This is a genomic window from Allobosea sp. TAF32, assembly GCF_052113585.1.
Classification (GTDB): Bacteria; Pseudomonadota; Alphaproteobacteria; order Rhizobiales; family Beijerinckiaceae; genus Allobosea.
Window position 1 is genome coordinate 93,332 of the sequence record NZ_JBFRDM010000002.1, and the last position, 16,080, is coordinate 109,411.

20 protein-coding genes are annotated in these 16,080 nt (G+C 62.0%); 10 read left to right on the plus strand and 10 right to left on the minus strand.

What is annotated here, in order from left to right:
- The first annotated feature begins 200 nt into the window (after window positions 1-200).
- The 3 genes from AB4Z16_RS04885 to AB4Z16_RS04895 all read left to right on the plus strand — a co-directional run bounded on the left by AB4Z16_RS04885 (window position 201) and on the right by AB4Z16_RS04895 (window position 2,901).
- Complete coding sequence (locus tag AB4Z16_RS04885; RefSeq protein ID WP_441510219.1) at window positions 201-2,258, plus strand: DNA cytosine methyltransferase; 2,058 nt, start codon at window positions 201-203, stop codon at window positions 2,256-2,258.
- A 174-nt stretch (window positions 2,259-2,432) separates the two neighbouring features.
- Window positions 2,433-2,735, plus strand: a complete 303-nt coding sequence (locus AB4Z16_RS04890) for a hypothetical protein (protein ID WP_441510220.1) — start codon at window positions 2,433-2,435, stop codon at window positions 2,733-2,735.
- 22 nt (window positions 2,736-2,757) lie between these two features.
- Window positions 2,758-2,901, plus strand: coding sequence for a hypothetical protein (locus AB4Z16_RS04895; RefSeq protein WP_441510221.1), 144 nt, complete (start codon window positions 2,758-2,760; stop codon window positions 2,899-2,901).
- Window positions 2,902-2,903: 2 nt separating this feature from the next.
- On the opposite strand, the gene ligD is transcribed toward AB4Z16_RS04895, so the two are convergent.
- Window positions 2,904-3,947: a non-homologous end-joining DNA ligase gene (ligD, locus tag AB4Z16_RS04900; RefSeq protein ID WP_441510707.1), complete on the minus strand. Its 1,044-nt coding sequence runs from the start codon at window positions 3,945-3,947 to the stop codon at window positions 2,904-2,906.
- Between the two features lie 33 nt (window positions 3,948-3,980).
- Window positions 3,981-4,376 carry a hypothetical protein gene (locus AB4Z16_RS04905; RefSeq protein ID WP_441510222.1) on the minus strand — a complete coding sequence of 132 codons (396 nt, stop codon included), beginning with the start codon at window positions 4,374-4,376 and terminating at the stop codon, window positions 3,981-3,983.
- A 194-nt stretch (window positions 4,377-4,570) separates the two neighbouring features.
- Here AB4Z16_RS04905 and AB4Z16_RS04910 point away from each other — a divergent pair, with 194 nt between their 5' ends.
- The 3 genes from AB4Z16_RS04910 (at window position 4,571) to AB4Z16_RS04920 (ending at window position 5,871) form a co-directional block, all read left to right on the plus strand.
- Window positions 4,571-4,801: a DUF7696 family protein gene (locus AB4Z16_RS04910; protein WP_441510223.1), complete on the plus strand. Its 231-nt coding sequence runs from the start codon at window positions 4,571-4,573 to the stop codon at window positions 4,799-4,801.
- A 453-nt stretch (window positions 4,802-5,254) separates the two neighbouring features.
- A complete protein-coding gene (locus AB4Z16_RS04915) occupies window positions 5,255-5,467 on the plus strand; it encodes a hypothetical protein (protein WP_441510224.1) in 213 nt (70 codons plus the stop codon).
- A gap of 206 nt (window positions 5,468-5,673) precedes the next feature.
- Window positions 5,674-5,871: a hypothetical protein gene (locus AB4Z16_RS04920; RefSeq protein ID WP_441510225.1), complete on the plus strand. Its 198-nt coding sequence runs from the start codon at window positions 5,674-5,676 to the stop codon at window positions 5,869-5,871.
- Here AB4Z16_RS04920 and AB4Z16_RS04925 read toward each other — a convergent pair.
- Window positions 5,851-6,108, minus strand: coding sequence for a hypothetical protein (locus tag AB4Z16_RS04925; protein WP_441510226.1), 258 nt, complete (start codon window positions 6,106-6,108; stop codon window positions 5,851-5,853). The genes AB4Z16_RS04920 and AB4Z16_RS04925 overlap by 21 nt on opposite strands.
- 20 nt (window positions 6,109-6,128) lie before the next feature.
- Window positions 6,129-6,950 carry a non-homologous end joining protein Ku gene (gene ku / locus AB4Z16_RS04930; protein WP_441510227.1) on the minus strand — a complete coding sequence of 274 codons (822 nt, stop codon included), beginning with the start codon at window positions 6,948-6,950 and terminating at the stop codon, window positions 6,129-6,131.
- A gap of 886 nt (window positions 6,951-7,836) precedes the next feature.
- On the opposite strand from ku, the gene AB4Z16_RS04935 reads away from it, so the two are divergent.
- Both AB4Z16_RS04935 and AB4Z16_RS04940 read left to right on the plus strand, forming a co-directional pair.
- Window positions 7,837-9,405 carry a hypothetical protein gene (locus AB4Z16_RS04935; protein WP_441510228.1) on the plus strand — a complete coding sequence of 523 codons (1,569 nt, stop codon included), beginning with the start codon at window positions 7,837-7,839 and terminating at the stop codon, window positions 9,403-9,405.
- Window positions 9,406-10,054: 649 nt separating this feature from the next.
- A complete protein-coding gene (locus AB4Z16_RS04940; protein ID WP_441510229.1) occupies window positions 10,055-10,366 on the plus strand; it encodes a DUF1236 domain-containing protein in 312 nt (103 codons plus the stop codon).
- 770 nt (window positions 10,367-11,136) lie between these two features.
- On the opposite strand, the gene AB4Z16_RS04945 is transcribed toward AB4Z16_RS04940, so the two are convergent.
- Window positions 11,137-11,442, minus strand: coding sequence for a con-10 family general stress protein (locus AB4Z16_RS04945; protein WP_441510230.1), 306 nt, complete (start codon window positions 11,440-11,442; stop codon window positions 11,137-11,139).
- 297 nt (window positions 11,443-11,739) lie between these two features.
- On the opposite strand from AB4Z16_RS04945, the gene AB4Z16_RS04950 reads away from it, so the two are divergent.
- Entirely contained in the window at window positions 11,740-12,012 is a 273-nt protein-coding gene (locus AB4Z16_RS04950) for a DUF6894 family protein (RefSeq protein ID WP_441510231.1), read from the plus strand.
- A 127-nt stretch (window positions 12,013-12,139) separates the two neighbouring features.
- Window positions 12,140-12,922 carry a Crp/Fnr family transcriptional regulator gene (locus tag AB4Z16_RS04955; protein ID WP_441510232.1) on the plus strand — a complete coding sequence of 261 codons (783 nt, stop codon included), beginning with the start codon at window positions 12,140-12,142 and terminating at the stop codon, window positions 12,920-12,922.
- 54 nt (window positions 12,923-12,976) lie between these two features.
- On the opposite strand, the gene AB4Z16_RS04960 is transcribed toward AB4Z16_RS04955, so the two are convergent.
- The 5 genes from AB4Z16_RS04960 to AB4Z16_RS04980 form a co-directional block, all read right to left on the minus strand.
- On the minus strand, window positions 12,977-13,309 hold the full coding sequence (locus AB4Z16_RS04960; protein ID WP_441510233.1) for a hypothetical protein: 333 nt from the start codon (window positions 13,307-13,309) through the stop codon (window positions 12,977-12,979).
- A gap of 7 nt (window positions 13,310-13,316) precedes the next feature.
- Window positions 13,317-13,490 (minus strand): Pam3-gp28 family putative phage holin, encoded by a 174-nt coding sequence (locus AB4Z16_RS04965; protein WP_441510234.1) that lies wholly within the window; start codon window positions 13,488-13,490, stop codon window positions 13,317-13,319.
- A 27-nt stretch (window positions 13,491-13,517) separates the two neighbouring features.
- A complete protein-coding gene (locus tag AB4Z16_RS04970) occupies window positions 13,518-13,826 on the minus strand; it encodes a hypothetical protein (protein ID WP_441510235.1) in 309 nt (102 codons plus the stop codon).
- A gap of 48 nt (window positions 13,827-13,874) precedes the next feature.
- Window positions 13,875-14,672 carry a peptidoglycan-binding protein gene (locus AB4Z16_RS04975; protein ID WP_441510236.1) on the minus strand — a complete coding sequence of 266 codons (798 nt, stop codon included), beginning with the start codon at window positions 14,670-14,672 and terminating at the stop codon, window positions 13,875-13,877.
- A gap of 248 nt (window positions 14,673-14,920) precedes the next feature.
- Window positions 14,921-15,976 carry an acyltransferase family protein gene (locus AB4Z16_RS04980; RefSeq protein WP_441510237.1) on the minus strand — a complete coding sequence of 352 codons (1,056 nt, stop codon included), beginning with the start codon at window positions 15,974-15,976 and terminating at the stop codon, window positions 14,921-14,923.
- Window positions 15,977-16,080: the final 104 nt, after the last annotated feature.

The following is a 16,080-nucleotide window of genomic DNA, read 5'->3' on the forward strand; positions in this document are numbered from 1 at the left end:
TCGAAGGTCAACAGGGAGGCGTCAAACAGAGTGGGCAGGAGCCACTCGACATCCAGACAAACTGGATGATGCGATTCATACTTTGGAATCATTAACGCCCTCTTAATTTTAACCCCTTGCAGCGAAATAAACTCGTTACCGCTGCTCCACTCCAACGCGCCGATTTCGTCCCTCCCCTCCCCCGCGAGGAGGGCCGGCCTTTGAGCGGACTGATCTTCGACAGCTTCGCCGGAGGTGGCGGGGCCTCGCTGGGCATTGAGATTGCGCTGGGGCGCGGGCCCGACTTCGCAGTGAACCACGACGCTGACGCGCTGCTGATGCACGCCCGCAACCATCCCAAGACGATCCATCTCAAGGAGAATATCTGGAAGCTCGATCCCCATGCGGTGAGCAAGGGCAAGCCAGTCTTCCTGCTCTGGGCCTCGCCTGATTGCCGGCACTTTTCGAAAAGCAAGGGCGGCAAGCCGGTCTCGCGCTCGGTGCGCGGCCTGGCCGACGTCATCCTGCTCTGGGCGCAGGAGGTGAAGCCGCAGATCATCCTCCTGGAGAATGTCGAGGAGTTCCGGGACTGGGGACCGCTCGGCGCCGATGGCATGCCGATCAAGGAGCAGAAGGGCCGCGAGTTCGCGCGCTGGGTCCGCGGGCTCGAGGCTCGCGGCTACATGGTCGAGTTCAAGGAACTGCGGGCCTGCGACTACGGCACGCCGACGATTCGAAAGCGCCTTTTCGTCGTAGCGCGCCGCGACATGAAGCCGATAATCTTCCCGAAGCCGACCCACGGCGCCGGGCTCGCGCCCTATCGCACCGCCGCCGAGATCATCGACTGGTCGATCCGCGCGCCGTCGATCTTCATGACGAAGGCCGATGCCAAGGCGGAGGGCCTGAACGTCATCCGCCCGCTCGCCGACAAGAGCATGTCTCGGATCGCCAAGGGCTTCGACCGGCATGTGATGAAGCGTGCGAAGAGCGAGAAGGGCGCGTTCGTCGTCACCATGAACCACGGCGGCGACGGGTTTCGCGGCCAAGGGCTCGATGAACCGTTCCGCACCGTAACCAAGGCGCGCGACGCGCATGGGCTGGTCTCGCCATTTCTCGGCGTGAACCGCTTCGACAGCGACGGCAGGCCGATGACGGAGCCGATGCCCACCGTCACCGCCAACAGCTTCGATAAGCGGCCGGGGGCCGGCGGCCCGCTATCCGTCATCGCTCCGATGCTCTCTTACGCTCAGCAGGGCGGCGGCAATCGGGCCGCGGATGAGCCTCACCACACCGTCTGCGCGAACGCCAAGGATCAGAACCAGGTCGTCATGGGCTATCTAGTCAGCCGCTACGGCGAGCGCCCGGCGACCGATACCGCGCCCGGCCAGGAGCCGCGATCGCGTGGGCTGGAAGAGCCCTACCCGACCGTCGTGGGGACCGGGAATGGCGGGGATCTGGCTGCGGTCTATCTGGCCCAGCACAACCTCAATGCAATCGGACGCGCCGCGGACGCGCCCGCCGCCACGCTGGCAACGGCTGGAGCCCAGGTGCAGCCCGTCATGGGCTTCATCGCAAGCATGCAGAACAACACGGCCCGCGGCGCACTCGACGAGCCTGTGGGTGCGGTTCTGGCCGGCGGCAATCACCATGCCCTGGTCACGCCCTTCGTCTCGGAGATGCGCGGCCGCAGCGAGGCGCGGGGAGCTGATGAGGCGCTATCGACCGCGACGCAGCAGGCGACGCACGGCCTGATGGCCCCCTTCATCGGCAGCTACTACAGCGAGGGCAGCACAGATGCCGCGGCGGATGCGCCGATCCCGACCGTACCGACGAAGGCGCGGTTCAGCCCGGTCCATTGCTATATCGCCGTCCCGCCGATGACGCCGTTCATGCTGGAGCGCGCCAAGATGGTGGCCCGCTTCCTTCATGCTCATGACGTCTGGCACGATCCAGAGGTTCTGGTCGAGATCGCCCCCGGCATCATTGTCTGGGACATCGGCATGCGGATGCTCACGCCCCGCGAGCTCGCCCGGGCCCAAGGCTTCCCGGATAGCTACGACATCACCGCTGGCGGCCAGCTCACGGAGACCGCGCAGCGCCACAAGATCGGCAACTCGGTCTGTCCGCAGGTCGCTGCCGCCCTGGTGCGCGCCAACTGCATCGAGGCTCTTGCCCTGCCCGATCTCAAGCGCCGCAAGCGCTGCGTCCTGCCGCGCTTCGACGAGCTACGCCCCGACAATGATCCGACAACCGACCTCTTCGGGAGGGCCGCCGCATGACCGCCCCCCTCAACACAGCATCGCTGGTGTCGGAACTGCGGAAGGCAATTCTGCGCGCGACCGCCGACGAATTGAACGGACAGCCTAATGGCAACATCATCACGAAGGGGTGCGAGGCGGCGGAATATGTCGACCCCGATGACGCCACGGGGGCTTTCGTCGACAGCATAGTCGATGAGGTCGTGTCTTTCATCGAAACCGCCACCCGCCAGCGCGCCCTCAAAAATCAGCCGCTACAAAGAGAGCTACATCGTCCGAGACGCGCACGAGATATCGCTGTTCACGATCTACTTCGACGATCAGCCGGGCGTGAGGCGTCTGGTTCGAAAGAGGCTTTCCAAGGAAGAGGCCGAAGCCCTCGCAAAACGGATTGCGCGGTGGCTGACGGATCAGGAGGAGATAGAACGCGCCATCAGTTTGGGGCAAGCCGAGTTGTCCAACCCGAGTTCGTACGCCTACCACAAGCAGAACGGCTGAAGAGCCGACGCAGGAGGCGCCAATGATCAACACTGAGGCGGAATACGAAAGGGCGATGGAGAAGATTCAGGAGCTCTCAGGAGCCCCGGAAGACACGCGAGAGGAGAAGCTTTTGATCGCGCTCGTATTCGACGTTGAGGTCTGGCTGTCGAAGCACAGGCTCTGACCTCATTCCGGTATCTCATAGACTGCAGCTTCGTCCGCATCGTCGCGCAACCCCTTGAACGACGCGTGCCGCAACTTGCCGTCGTCTGTCCAGGCGCGGAACTCGATTTCGGCGACGAGCGCAGGGCAGAGCCACCGGGCCTTTTTACGCCGGCCCGCCATGTCGGCAGCCGGCTTCTCAATGATCATCGTGTCCATCAGCTTGCGCAGCGCGGGTCCGCTAGCATAGCTGAAGCCGGTCCCGACGCCGCCGACATAGACCAAATCATCGCCGCGGCGCGCCGCAAGCAGCAACCGGCCGATTCCGCCTAGTGCTGCGGTCGAGGGCTCATAGCCGACGATGGCAAAGCTCTCCGACTGGATGCACTTGACCTTAAGCCAGTCGCCGCCGCGGCCGGAACGATACGGAGCCGATCGGCGCTTGGCGATAATCCCTTCCAGCCCCAACTCGCAGGCGAGCTTCAGGAAAGCCGCGCCTTCGGAGTCGATCTCCTCACTGAGCCGGATCGAACAGTGGGGCCGGCGGGCGAGGACATTCTCTAACATCTCCCGCCGTTCCCTCAGCGGCAGAGCGCGCAGATCCTGGCCGTTGAGATAGAGCAGGTCGAAGGCGTAGAGCATCGCGCTCGCCGCCGAACGCTTGCCGCCTCTCCCCCCCAGCGCCTTTTGCAACGCACCGAAATCAGAGGCGCCGCGCTCATCGAGCACGACAGCCTCGCCATCGAGGATTGCGCTGTCCAAACCGAACTCGAGCACGTCATGCGATATGGTCGGGAAGCGGCTGGTCCAATCGTGGCCGCCGCGGGTGATGAGCCGGACCATCTTCCCCGGCTCGATATGCACCGCGAGGCGGTAGCCGTCCCACTTCACCTCGAATGCCCAGTCGTCGCCGATCGGCGCCTTTCCACTCAGGAGCGATAAGCAGGGCTCAACGCGCACAGGCATTGGATCGCTGAACAGGTTGCGCTCGATCTTTTGCCGCCGGGTGACTGGCCCTTTGACCGTATCGACGCCAAGCCCGGCCCTGAGAACCCGACGAGCACACATTGAACGCAACTCCAACCAGGCGATTGGCGCCAGCTACTTCTTCATTTGACCGTACGCGTCGTCTGCTTGTTCTCCGATCGGGTCGCGCTCCTCGATCTCGAACTCCCGGCACTCGAAAAGGGGGATATCCATCCACGGCCCCGTCGCCTGAAGGCCGCGAGATTCAGCATTGCTGACCACAGCGGAGATGAGGTCGTCGGCCGCCCTGGCGATCGAAGCGATGTTTGCGTTGACCTTGGCCGCGTCAGTATCGTCCAGTTCGCCCAGGCTCCGGATGCTCGTGACGTCCGAGAGCCGATCGGCAAAGGCGCTGGCGAGCAACTGGACCTCGTCGACCTTGTCGCCCCATCCTCGGGTTGCGCTGTAGGCGCGATAAGTTGGCAGAACGCGGAGATCGAGGACGCCTTGACGCTCATCGTCGCGCGGCATCGGCCGGCCGCTGATGGTATCCGAGGGTAGGCCCGATCGAAGGATTCGCTGGGCACACATGACGCAACTCCCACTCGACGGAGTCGAGAACGGGATCACGGTGGAATCGTTCCTTGGTGGGCTCTGCTGGTCTACCCTGGGGCGAAGACTAACCGCGATTCGAGCAGATGCCCTTCCCGCCTGACAACCCGCCCATGAAGTTCTCCGTCCTCTTCGGCCGCGAGGTGTCCACCTGGTCCGAGGAATGGAAGCATGAGTGCGAGATCCGCTACCTCGCTGGCATGAAGCTCGGCGACCGCAACGAAGCTCTGGACGGCGTGAAGGATGGCATGAGGGGGATCAAGAGCATCCGCGGGGAGAAGGCCGTGGCGCATCTCCGTGCTGAGATCGATCGATATGCGGCGCTGAAGGCGAAGGCCGGGTAAAGCGCAACAACCATCGGCCGGTACTTCCTTCCTAATAGAAAGGAGGGAACCATGCTCACGATCAAGAACATGATCGAGCTGCTCTGGTTGACGCTGCAAATCGTCGACCTGCTTGCTCGCATCAGCTGAAATGAAAAAAGCCCGGCCACGCGAAGCGAGACCGGGCCAGCACAAGTTTCCGAGACGACAGATCAGGAGTGGTTCATCCCAGTCCATGTTGGAATCCCGGAAGTGCTGGCGAGGCACGTCTCGCAGGATGCGAGGTGAGTTGCGCGCGAACCTGACATCCCGGTGCCGACGAACGGGTAAGCGGGGGCTTGTCGATAATGGGCTGCATTAGTTCGCCTCGTCGTGGCGTCTCTGCCTTCGACTTCACACCCTCAGGATCGACCAGGACGCTTAGGTCGGAACGTTGGTCGATCCCTTTCGTTCTCCTGCAAGGAGGATCGACCGATGAAGGTGAAGGCAATCCATCATCCGGATCAGAGGCCAAGTGAGCCAAATTCGAAATTCGAGATCGAATCGCGGGAGGATTATGCTCTCGCTCTCGATCGACTGAAGGCTTTGGAGGCTGGCGAGCGCTCTGACGACGAGGAGGCTGAAGTGAGTGCGCTCAAGAAGGCGGTAAGGGCTTGGGACCGCTGGCATGACCGGAAACTCGCGTGAAGCGCTGCTGGGGCGATGGTTGGCTTTCGCGAGCACATGCGCCGCATTGAGCCTAGCGGCGGGAAGAAGCGGTCCTGAACCGCGCTCGGAACCGTTGATCGAACAAGGGGTTGAATCCCTCATCAGTGCATTGCTGCGTGAGGTGCGAGATGGTTGCGTTGCGAAGGCCTGCCGGGCCGCCAGCACGACACCCCGTTCGCCCGCCCGTGCCTCGGAAGCGAGAGCTCTACCGGGAGCGCTGCAAGGACGAATTCGACAATCACTACGTCGTCATCGTCTGGAGAGATTGGCTGGGCGTAGCAATGACGTCCTACACCCTCAAGGACGGCACGCCGGTTCACTACGAAGATGAGCGCCGCTTCTCGCTTTCGTCGGGAAAAATACTAATCCGCCAGGGCCTCTAGCAAGCGCGCAATCCGGCGCTCGGCGACCTCGATCTGGAGCGGCGTCTGACGAGCCTTGCTCCGTAGCGATCGGAGGTAGTTCCAGACGTTTTTCGCGGCCTGGACCTGAGATGTCGATGCGCCGCTCGAAAGAATGATGCCCGCGGCCAGTCTTTCCATCTCTTGCAGATCGTTGGCGGCCAACTCCGCGCGGCGCCGCCACTCAACCAACTCCGAATTGTGTTGAGAAGCATCCATACGCGACCATGTTCTCTCTGCTACGCTGCCTTCTTCGACGCACGCCGCTTCGGTGCTGGTTTGCCGCCCTGCCGGGCACTGGCGCGCAATGCCTCCATGAGATTGCCGACCTTTGGCGCCTCGACCTTCGGTGCCGGCTTGATCGTCTTGCCCGCGAGCTTCGCCTTCACCAGCTCGGCAACCGCGGCCTCATATCGATCGTCGAACTTGGCCGGATCGAACTCGCCGACCTTCGTCGAGATGATGTGCTTGGCGAGGTCGACCATCTCCTTATCGAGCTTCAGCTTGGGGATATCCTCGAATTCGGCGGTTGCTGAGCGCACCTCGTAGTCGAAGTTCAGCGTGTGAGCGATCAGGCCCTGTCCGTGCGCGCGGATCATCAACCCTCGATAGCGGCGGAACAATACGGCATGGGCCAGTGCGCCGACATTGCTGGCGCGGAGCGCTTCCCGGATCACCGCGAACGCCGTTCCAGCTTCCTTGCTTGACGGCGCGAGGTAGTACGGCTTGTCGAAATAGAGCGTGTCGATCTCAGAGCAGGGGATGAACGCCGCGACGGCCAGGATCTTCGTGCTCTCGGGAACGGCCTGGGCGATCTCGTCGGCCTCGATCTCGACGTAATGGTTCTTCTCGAATTCAAAGCCCTTGATCTGGTGCTCGCGGTCGACCGCCTCTCCGGTGACGGGGTCTACGAACTCACGTCGTAGCCGATGACCCGTATCGCGATTGATCATATTGAACGACACGCGCTCTGCGGTGCTCGCACCGGTATAGAGCGCCACCGGACAGCTGATCTCGCCGAATCTCAGGTTGCCCTTCCAGTTCGCACGCGCCGCTGCCATGGCACTCTACTCCCGACGCAACACACCACCCGACTCAATGCTGAGCTGGCCGGCAGGTTCCAGCGGCAAGAAAGAGCCCGCCAGAACGACCGGCGGGCCAAGTTAAGGAAAATAGGCTCCTTCCGACCAAAGAAGCAGCCGTAGGAAAGAACTCCCCAAGCGGCAGATTGTTGCGGAGGTCGGCAGTCGGCGACAAAAAGCCCGGCCCCGCATAGCGAGACCAGGCGCGCGGTGGCAGTCGCGCGCCTCCGGGCCGAGATCGACCGGTACGCGGCGTTGAAGGCGAAAGGCTAATTCCCTAAGTTCAATATCCTGGCGATCGGTGGAGAGGTTGGTTTGGCCTTGCAATCGAGCCGGGTTGTCATGACCCGAGAACAAAGATCAGGATTGGCGCGGCTGATGCTTCGTTGGCCCGAAAGGAGGTACCAGCTCAAACTGGCAGCTGGAACCCGGGTCGTCGAGCTTTACGGGAGTTACGAACTAGCCTCGGTTTCTGTCGTCTATTGGTCTCAGCAGAGCGCGCCGACGGCACACGCCATCGCCGATGAATATCGACGCGTCGTCATCGAACTTGAGCAAGAGATCGCCCAAGCGCTGCGCGTATAGAAATTTGGAAAAGACGCCGAGCCACCCACGCCATGGGAGGGGAAGGCGGCAGCTCGGCGCCACGCCGCCCCGTCTAACCACCAGCGGAGTCTTGGACCGCAACGATCTCTGCGCTGAGCTGCTTCAATCTGTTGGATGCCACCGCTAGGGCGTCAGCGTCCGTCGCGCCCAGACGTTGCCGTCGATCCAAAGGGATTAGCCCATCTGGGGTCGTTGTGGGCCCGGTCGCATCAGCCTAAAATTGTAATTGGGCGCTGGGGTAGCTCAGTGGGAGCATGCCATGTCTCACCGCGTTCCGTTTACTCTGGGTGACCTGACCGATCACCAATTGGGCACCGATGACACCCTCACCGGCGATCCGACCAACAATGTCCTGATCGGCGACGCCGGCGGCAGCCTCCTCGATCATTCCAAGGGCGGCAACGACACGTTTACCGGGGGTGACCCCTCCGACTACACCTTCTACGGCGACGCGGTCGGCAGCATGCTCGACCATGCCGAAGGCGGCGACGACTCCTTCAGAGGCGCGCTCCGCTCCACCAACACGGCCTACGGTGACGTGGGTGGCGACATGCTCGACCACGGCAAGGGCGGCAACGACGTTTTCGTGGGCGCGGGCCTCTCCATCAACACTTTTGTCGGTGATGCGGGCGGCCGGATGTCCGACCACGCTCAGGGCGGTGACGATCGTTTCCAGGGCGCCGCCCTGTCCGTCAATACTTTCACCGGTGATGCGGGCGGCGATATGTCCGGCCATGCTCGGGGCGGCAACGACAGCAGCTTTGGCGGCGGCTTCGCGTCGAACAACATTTTCTACGGAGACAGCGGCGGCAGCATGTTCGACCATGCTCAAGGCGGCAATGACAGCTTCACCAGTGTCAGCTTCCGCGATATTGCCAACACTTTCTACGGTGATGCGCGCCTCGATATGTCCGATTTCACCCAGGGCGGCAACGACGATTTGACGGCCGGCGCCCTCTTCAGCAGCAGCGTTTTCTACGGGGACGCAGGGCGCAACATGTCCGGCCATGCTCAGGGCGGCGACGACAGTTTCACAAGCGAAACGGCCTTTCACAGCTGCACTTTCTACGGTGACGCAGGCGTCGACATCTCCGACTTTGCCAAGGGCGGCAACGACACGTTCACTGGCAGCGCTGGCTCCGCCACCACTTTCTTCGGTGATGCAGGCGGCAACATGTCCGGCCATGCTCAGGGCGGCGATGATGCCGCGGTCTTTGCAGGGGGACTGACAGGCGAGGAGTTCCCGAATTTGGCCTATGGCGACGCCCTTACGATGTCCGGCGCTGCTGCAGGCGGCAACGATCGCCTGTCGGGCGGCACTGGTACTGGGGAGGCTTTCAACCAGCTCTACGGCGATGCGCAATCCATGTCCGGTTCTGCGCGCGGAGGCAACGACACGCTGACCGGCGGCAACAACACCGACGGTGCCACGGTGACGAACATTCTCTTCGGTGACGCCGCGAACCTGTCGGGCTCCGCCACGGGCGGCAATGACACCTTGATCGCCGGGACTGCCGCAGCCGGATCCGCGGTCAGCAACGATATCTGGGGTGACGGACAACTGAGCGACCAGGCTCAGGGCGGGGCCGATCTGTTCGTGTTCAAGGATGCTGGCTCGATGACGGTGGGGACGAATAACACCATCGAAGACTTCAGCCAGGACCAGCAGGACAAAATCGCGTTCAGCGGCGTGGCGGGCGTGCAATCCTTCGCCGATCTGACCATTGCGCAAAGTGGCGCCGACACCGTCATTACCGCAGGAGCGGATCAGGTGACGCTCCACAGTTTCACGCACACGCTGACGCAGAGTGATTTTTTGTTCGCCTGAAAGCGGAAGCCGCTTGGCGGACTGTCTATGTTGCGGAGTGCGGCGGGCCGGAGTTGCACCCACTCTGGCCTTCCGCTCTGGCGACCAAAGGTGGCTCCCCTGCCGCGTTCCGAGGATGGCCCGGCCTGGAAAGCGGCAGGACTGAGACGGGTCTGGAAGCGGAAGGGTTCCGCCCGATTACGCACGTCAGCCGACGTCAGTGGGGGCTCTAAACGTTGCTTGCGCGAGCCCCGAAACGGGCGCGTACTGGCAGGGCAGCTGTCCCCCGACGGTGATCGCCAGGCAGACGGATGCTGCTAAGACGGGGGTCGAGCGATGTATACCGGGAAAGGCGTGCTCGTCCTACAGGACGGGAGAACGCTCCCGCTCACCTATCGCTTTGGAACCGACTACGACGAGGTCCGCGCCGGAATCCTGTACTGCGACACGTCGGCCGTCGACCACACCGCGTTTTGCCAAGGCATGCGCGTGATCTGTGAGGACGGCACACACATAGTCGTGGCAGTTATGCATTCGAACGATAAATATCTCGCGGTTACCGGGAGAGTGATGCCAGCAGAATAAACGGGCGGGGTCGGCGAATCCCGGAACAAGCGCGCTCCATCGGTGTTTGCGAACCAGCGGGGGGATCCGAAAGAGGAGAACCTCGATGCGTTATCCCGTTCTGATCTCACTGGTTGCGGCGCTGACCTGCTCCGCGGCGATTGCGCAGACCTCCACGACAACCACCACCATCACCACAGATCAGCAAAGCAAGGTCCGGACGTATATCATGAAGGAACACCCCGCTTCGGTGAAGGTCACCGAGTCGGTTGCCGTCGGGACAGCTTTGCCCAGCTCAGTAACTTTGCACACGTTACCTGCTGATGTTGGCGTCACCGAGTACCGCTTCGCTGTTGTCAACGATAAGACGGTTCTGGTCGAGCCAGGCACGCGGAAAGTCATTCAGATAATTGAATGACCTCCAGATCATGAAAAAGGCCCCGCTGGCTTCGGCCGGCGGGGCCGGAATCAGGGAGCCCGCTAGCCGACTCCCTGCCGCTATTCGAGAGGGGGACCAGGATCGCCTTTGAGGGAAATCATCGGCGCTCGAAAGCGGCAGGATCTAAACGGGATGGAACCGGAAGGGTTCCGTTTCGATCAGCTACCCGCCATCGACATCACGCAGCGACCTTCTACCGCGCACCATCCCGGATCGCCACTATCTCCGCAGCAAGACGCCTGAGTCGGTTGGACGATTCGGCGACAATGGCGCCGTCGATGCTGTCGGTGTCATTATCGACCGGCCCCAAAGCGTTCAGAGCCAGAATAGTGACGTCGTGGGCTTCGACAAAGAGTTCGCGGAGCGACCTATATAAGGCTGGGTCCATTTTTAGCGAACTCGATGCTCGCAGCGAGCGAGATAGCGACAGATGCTGAGCTCAAGCTCTGCCCTTTCCCGTCCTCTGGGTGACTCCTCATGCTCGAACTCGATGCACCGCAGCCGGTCCAAAGCCGCGCGGAACTGTTCAGGTGTCTCGATTGGCTGCGTCACCCGGATCGGGTTATTTGCTGAAAAAACCAGCATCATGATCCTCCCGTGAGGGATACGGCGTTGATGCTCGAAGTTGTGGAGACTGCTAGCAACTAGGGCCCGACATCGAGTTTGGCCCGACATCGAGTTCCAGTTGCGACATTTTGCGGCCTAAGCGGGAGCGGCGCGGGGCCGAAACCCCGCGCCTCTTTCTGAGGTTAGCGCTGGCCGCCCTTACGGCCAGCCTCTGAGGCCCGTTCACGGTCGTCGGCGAAATTGCCCGATCCGCCATGTTCGCCCTGTTCGCGGGCGCCACCGCCCTGCTGACCGCGATCGGACTCACTCGCCTGTTGCTGACCGCCGTGGCTGTTCTCGCCGCCCTTCTTGCCCGCCTCGGACGCGAGTTCGGGATCCTGTGAGAAGCTGCGCTTCTCGGCTGGAACGCTCTGCCCGCCCTGACGGGCGATGTCCCGCTGCTTGTCGTCGTCCATACCCGCAAAACCGCGGCCTGACTGATTAGCCATGTGCTCTCTCCTCTGTGATTAACGAATGCGAACGCATTCGCCGAGGAGGTAACAAGAGGGCTGCTCGGCCGTTCCGGATTACATCAAAAGATGCAAAGTCCTAGTAAGGGCCTGCATCGACACAGAAATCAAAGCTATCAACTGCCAAGCTTCATACCCGCGTTGCGTTCTACGCGGACCGTCGCGACCAAACAAATCGGCGACTCCTAAGACCGCGTCACAGAAGGCTTTCAATCAAATCGAAGCGGGAATAACTTACTGTTGGGCCGATGGTTTAAACCTGATCAGGAGCTTATCATGGCGATGTTCTACATAGATACGTCAGATGGCGACAAGGTCATTGTCGACGACGAGGGCATGGAACTTGCCGATGAAAGCGCAGCTCGCTTCGCTGCTTTGGCAGCACTGCCCGACATGGCAAAAGATAAAGTTCCAAACGGTGATGAACGGCGCTTCGTTGTTCGTGTCAGGAACGCGGCTGGTGTTCCTGTCTATGCCGCCACCCTGAGCCTGAAGGGAGGATGGTGCTCGGCTGGGGAGGATTCTGTCGAGGCCGACTTCGGGTCATGATGGTCAAAAGACGGAACGATTATCGTTTGGCAGGTGTTCTCTAATTTATCACCGGCCAGGGATTTTCCGCAGGCGTCGGTGGCTGGGAGAGGCAAGCGCTTCCGCCTGTAAAGGTCGGGAGAAATCTATGACGCCACTCTTGCAAGATCCCATGCAGGCGCTCGTACGCCGGTTAAATGCCATATCCAATCTCACTCATGAGGAGCAGCAGATTATCCTGGCATTGCCGGCCATGCCTCGGCATCTCCGCGCCGGTTTCGATGTCGCGTCGGAAGGTGAAAAACCGGATCGGTGTGCGCTGGTCGTGAGTGGCTGGCTGTGCCGCTATAAATTCACAGGCGCAGGTCGGAAGCAGATCCTGTCATTCCATATTCCCGGCGATATCCCAGACTTGCAAAGCCTTCTCCTCCGCACGATGGACCATAATCTCGCCGCTATAACCGACGCGCGGATCGTCTATCTGCAGCACGATTCATTGCGCGAGACTTGCTTCTCGCAGCCCAAAATCGCGCAAGCTCTGTGGCGCGACACCTTGATTGATGCTGCGACCTATCGCGAGTGGATGCTCGGGATGGGCCGTCGTCCTGCGTTGCAACACATGGCGCACTTTCTTTGCGAGATATTTGTCCGCCAGAACGCGATCGGTGCCACTTTTGACGGACGCTGTGATCTGCCGATCTCTCAGGCCGAGATGGCAGACGCCTTCGGTATGTCGCTGGTCCATCTTAATCGAACATTGCGCGAAATGAGAAAGACCGGCCTCGTCGATTGGTCCCACGGCAGATTGGCTGTCTACGATTTCAAAGGCCTTCAAAAGCTATCGGGATTCGACCCGACGTACCTGCATCTAGCGGCAGGCGGCCAAAAGGCAAAAATGGCCCCGCTGGCTCGAACCAACGGGGCCAAGTAGGGAGGATCCGGTTAGGCCGGCAGCCATCTTGCGGCGGTCAGCTGCTCGATTTCGTCAGGGGGGCTTGAAGCCGGTGCGCCGCCCCTCGATCACCCGATCAAGCCGCTCATTGATGCTACCGACATCGCTCTGCACATCGCGGACAAGGTCGAGCACCTGCCCGACCTGTTCGCGCAGGCCCGCCTTGCTGACATAGTGCTCGGCGACATGCAGGCGATGCGCTGCGAGATCGCTCGAGACGACATCAGCCTTGCTCGAGGCGCCGGTCGCGGCGGCTAGCGCCTCTGTCCGGGCACGGCTGACGATCGCCTCGATCCGTGCCCAGATCGCCCCGAGCGCGCCGAGAACCGTGATGATGAAGACGACGAGCTCCGAGGTGATCGTCATCTTCACCTCAAGCCGCCCGCTTACGGTTCCAGTAGGCCCACCACACCACGCCAGCCAGCGAAAGAACCGCACCGGTCGCAGTGGCGGCCATCTCCTCTGTGAGGATGCCCTTCGAGACCAGCGCGCCGGCGCCGACCTGCAGGAGGATACGCAGAAGCTGCTGTGCAGAATCCCAGTTCATGTCGATCTCCGTGGTTCTGAGAATGGCTCAGCCGCGCTTGGCGGCCTCGATCGCCTGCACCGCCTTGATCGTCTCGCCGATGGCGATGGCGAGATCAGCAGCGGTGCGGGGTGGCTTGGCGCAGAACTGCGAGAGCACGACCTGCCCCTGCTGTGCCGCGGCGCGCACCTTCTCCGGCGCGAACAGGTCGACGGCGAGCGCAGCCGTCTGGAGATCTGCGCAGCGCGCCGACAGGCGGTCGCTGGCTTCGGCGATGCGGCTGTCGATGGCGGTGGTCTGGCAGCCGGCGAGCGCCAGCGCGCCCAAGGCGCCGAGCGCCAGGACGATACGTTTCATGATGATGCTCCGATGTGAGGAACGGCAGGCCCGGCCGCTACGGGATCGTCAGGCGCGCGCGGCTGCTATCGCCGCCATGAACTGGCGATAGAAGTCCGCGACCTCCTGCCAGTGATCGGTGATGTTGACCGTGCGCCGGGCGTTCTTCAGGTCGTCCGGGCCGCCGGTCGGCAGGTAGAAAGCGATGCCCTTGCCCTGGCCGTTCCAACGCCCGTCGAGCAGCGCCTTGAACAGCAGCTCGGCGGCGAACTTGGGATCGAGCGCTCGGTCAGGATCGGCGGCGACGCCCTCGGCGTCGTAATTGTCGAACCAAGTCAGTTGCCCATAGCCGCGCCCGTAGTAGACGTGGCCCCACGGCCCGGCCGGCTTGCTGTAGCCCTTGTTCGGGTAGTGCTTGGCGACATATGCCCGCGCAGCCGCGTCGTTCTTGCTGAAGCCCTCACGCACTGGGACCATGCCGGCGCCGACCTCGCGCCGGGCGGTGGCGAGGCCGTAGGCAAGCGTCTTGTCACGGCCATCGCCCGCCTTCGCGAAGCCGTCGAGGATGCCCTCGATGCCCTTGACCTGACCGGTGGACAGCGACGTGCCGAACATCGGCGCCTTGCCGGAGCGCAGGAAGGCGAAGAACTTCGCGCGGTCGAGGCCGACCTGTTGCGGCTGGGGCTTATCGGCGACCGCCGCCCTCAGTGCCGCCTCCGTCCTCGCCCCAACGATGCCGTCAACATGCAGGCCATGCGAGATCTGGAACGCCTGGACGGCCGCCTTCGTCTTCGGCCCCGGACTACCGTCGACGGCGAGCGAATAGCCGAGCGCGACCAGCGCCCGCTCAACTGCGGTCGTGTCCATCAGATGCTCCGGATGTGATGCGGAACCCCACCCAACGCGTGGGGTTTAAGTTGAAGACGCTTCAATAATCGCAGCGGAGATCCGCAATGCTGATCCCAGTGACGCTAATCGCGACGCTGCTGATCGCAGCAACAGTCTGTTTCGTGATCCTGGCCATTTCGACCGGTACGACCCGGCGCTGGCCTCGCTAAGCCGCGGAAGAGAAAAAGCCGCCCGGAGGCAGCTGGTTGGTAGAGCGTTTTCGCCGACTACGCCTGGAACACGGGCCTTCGCGGCGCGGCGAAACGACCGATCGCCCGTGACCAACGGGTGGCGCCCTCATCGACGAAAATGAAGGGAACGGCCAACAGGAGTGACACCGCGCAAACTACGACGCCGACGAGTGCGATGGCGGCCGGGCTCCCTTCCGCAGCTACGAGGAGCGGCAGGCCGATTACGAACATGACAGGTCCGTGGACCAGATAGATCGGAAACGAAAGCCTTCCGCATCTGGCGCTCACGCCGGAACTAAGGAGCCGGCGGATAGGCGCAGCCGCGATCAATCCCCAACAGAAGACTGACGTCGAAATGAGCAGCGCCGGGGAGACCTCCCACGGCGTGACAAACGGCACTATGAGCCCTTGTGCAATGGCTAGCCATGCAGTGCCTTGACCAGTGCGGCTGGCTGCATTTCGAGCAGGGGCGAGCTCCGCTAAGATTACCCCCGCCAGGAACAGGAAATACAGCGTGTTTATCGCCAGTAGACCTGCACCAGCGACGGCATAGGCCAACCACCGCCACGACGACCTACCCACAGCCGCCAGCAGCGCCAGAACTCCGAAAGAGCCGACGAGCTCAATCGACATGGTCCAGAGCGGCGCCACGTATGACCGATCGGGCCGGTAGTCGAAAAAGACCTCGTAAGTTGTGAAGCGGAACAGATGCTCGAGCGTCGGTTCGAACGCCAAAAATGACCGGAATGCAGTCGGGCGCTCATCAACTGGCATCACGAGGCCGAGGAGCAAAGTGACATGTACAATGAGGCAGATCGCGGCGACTGGCACGAACAACCTTACGTACCGGCCGGCCCCCTTACGTATCAGATCAGCCCGATCGCCGCTCCGCACAAACCCTGTTGAAAGCGCGAACCCAGACACGACGAAAAAAGCGGAGACTGCGAAGAACCCGTTGAATGGAAGCCAAAGCTTCAAGTCGGTTTCCGCCCAGGCGGACGGTGGAAAACCGTTCGAGAAGACGTGGTAGAAGAGCACGATAACGGCGGCCCAGCCTCGCAAGCCATCCAAGTATGTTTGCCGGGTTTCCATCCGGGGCATGGATTACACGAGGCGGCACTCCCCCGCTAGAGCGCGGCACATTCCCGCCAGAAATCCATCAATCGCTGTCGAATCCATGCTTACTGATAGCCTTG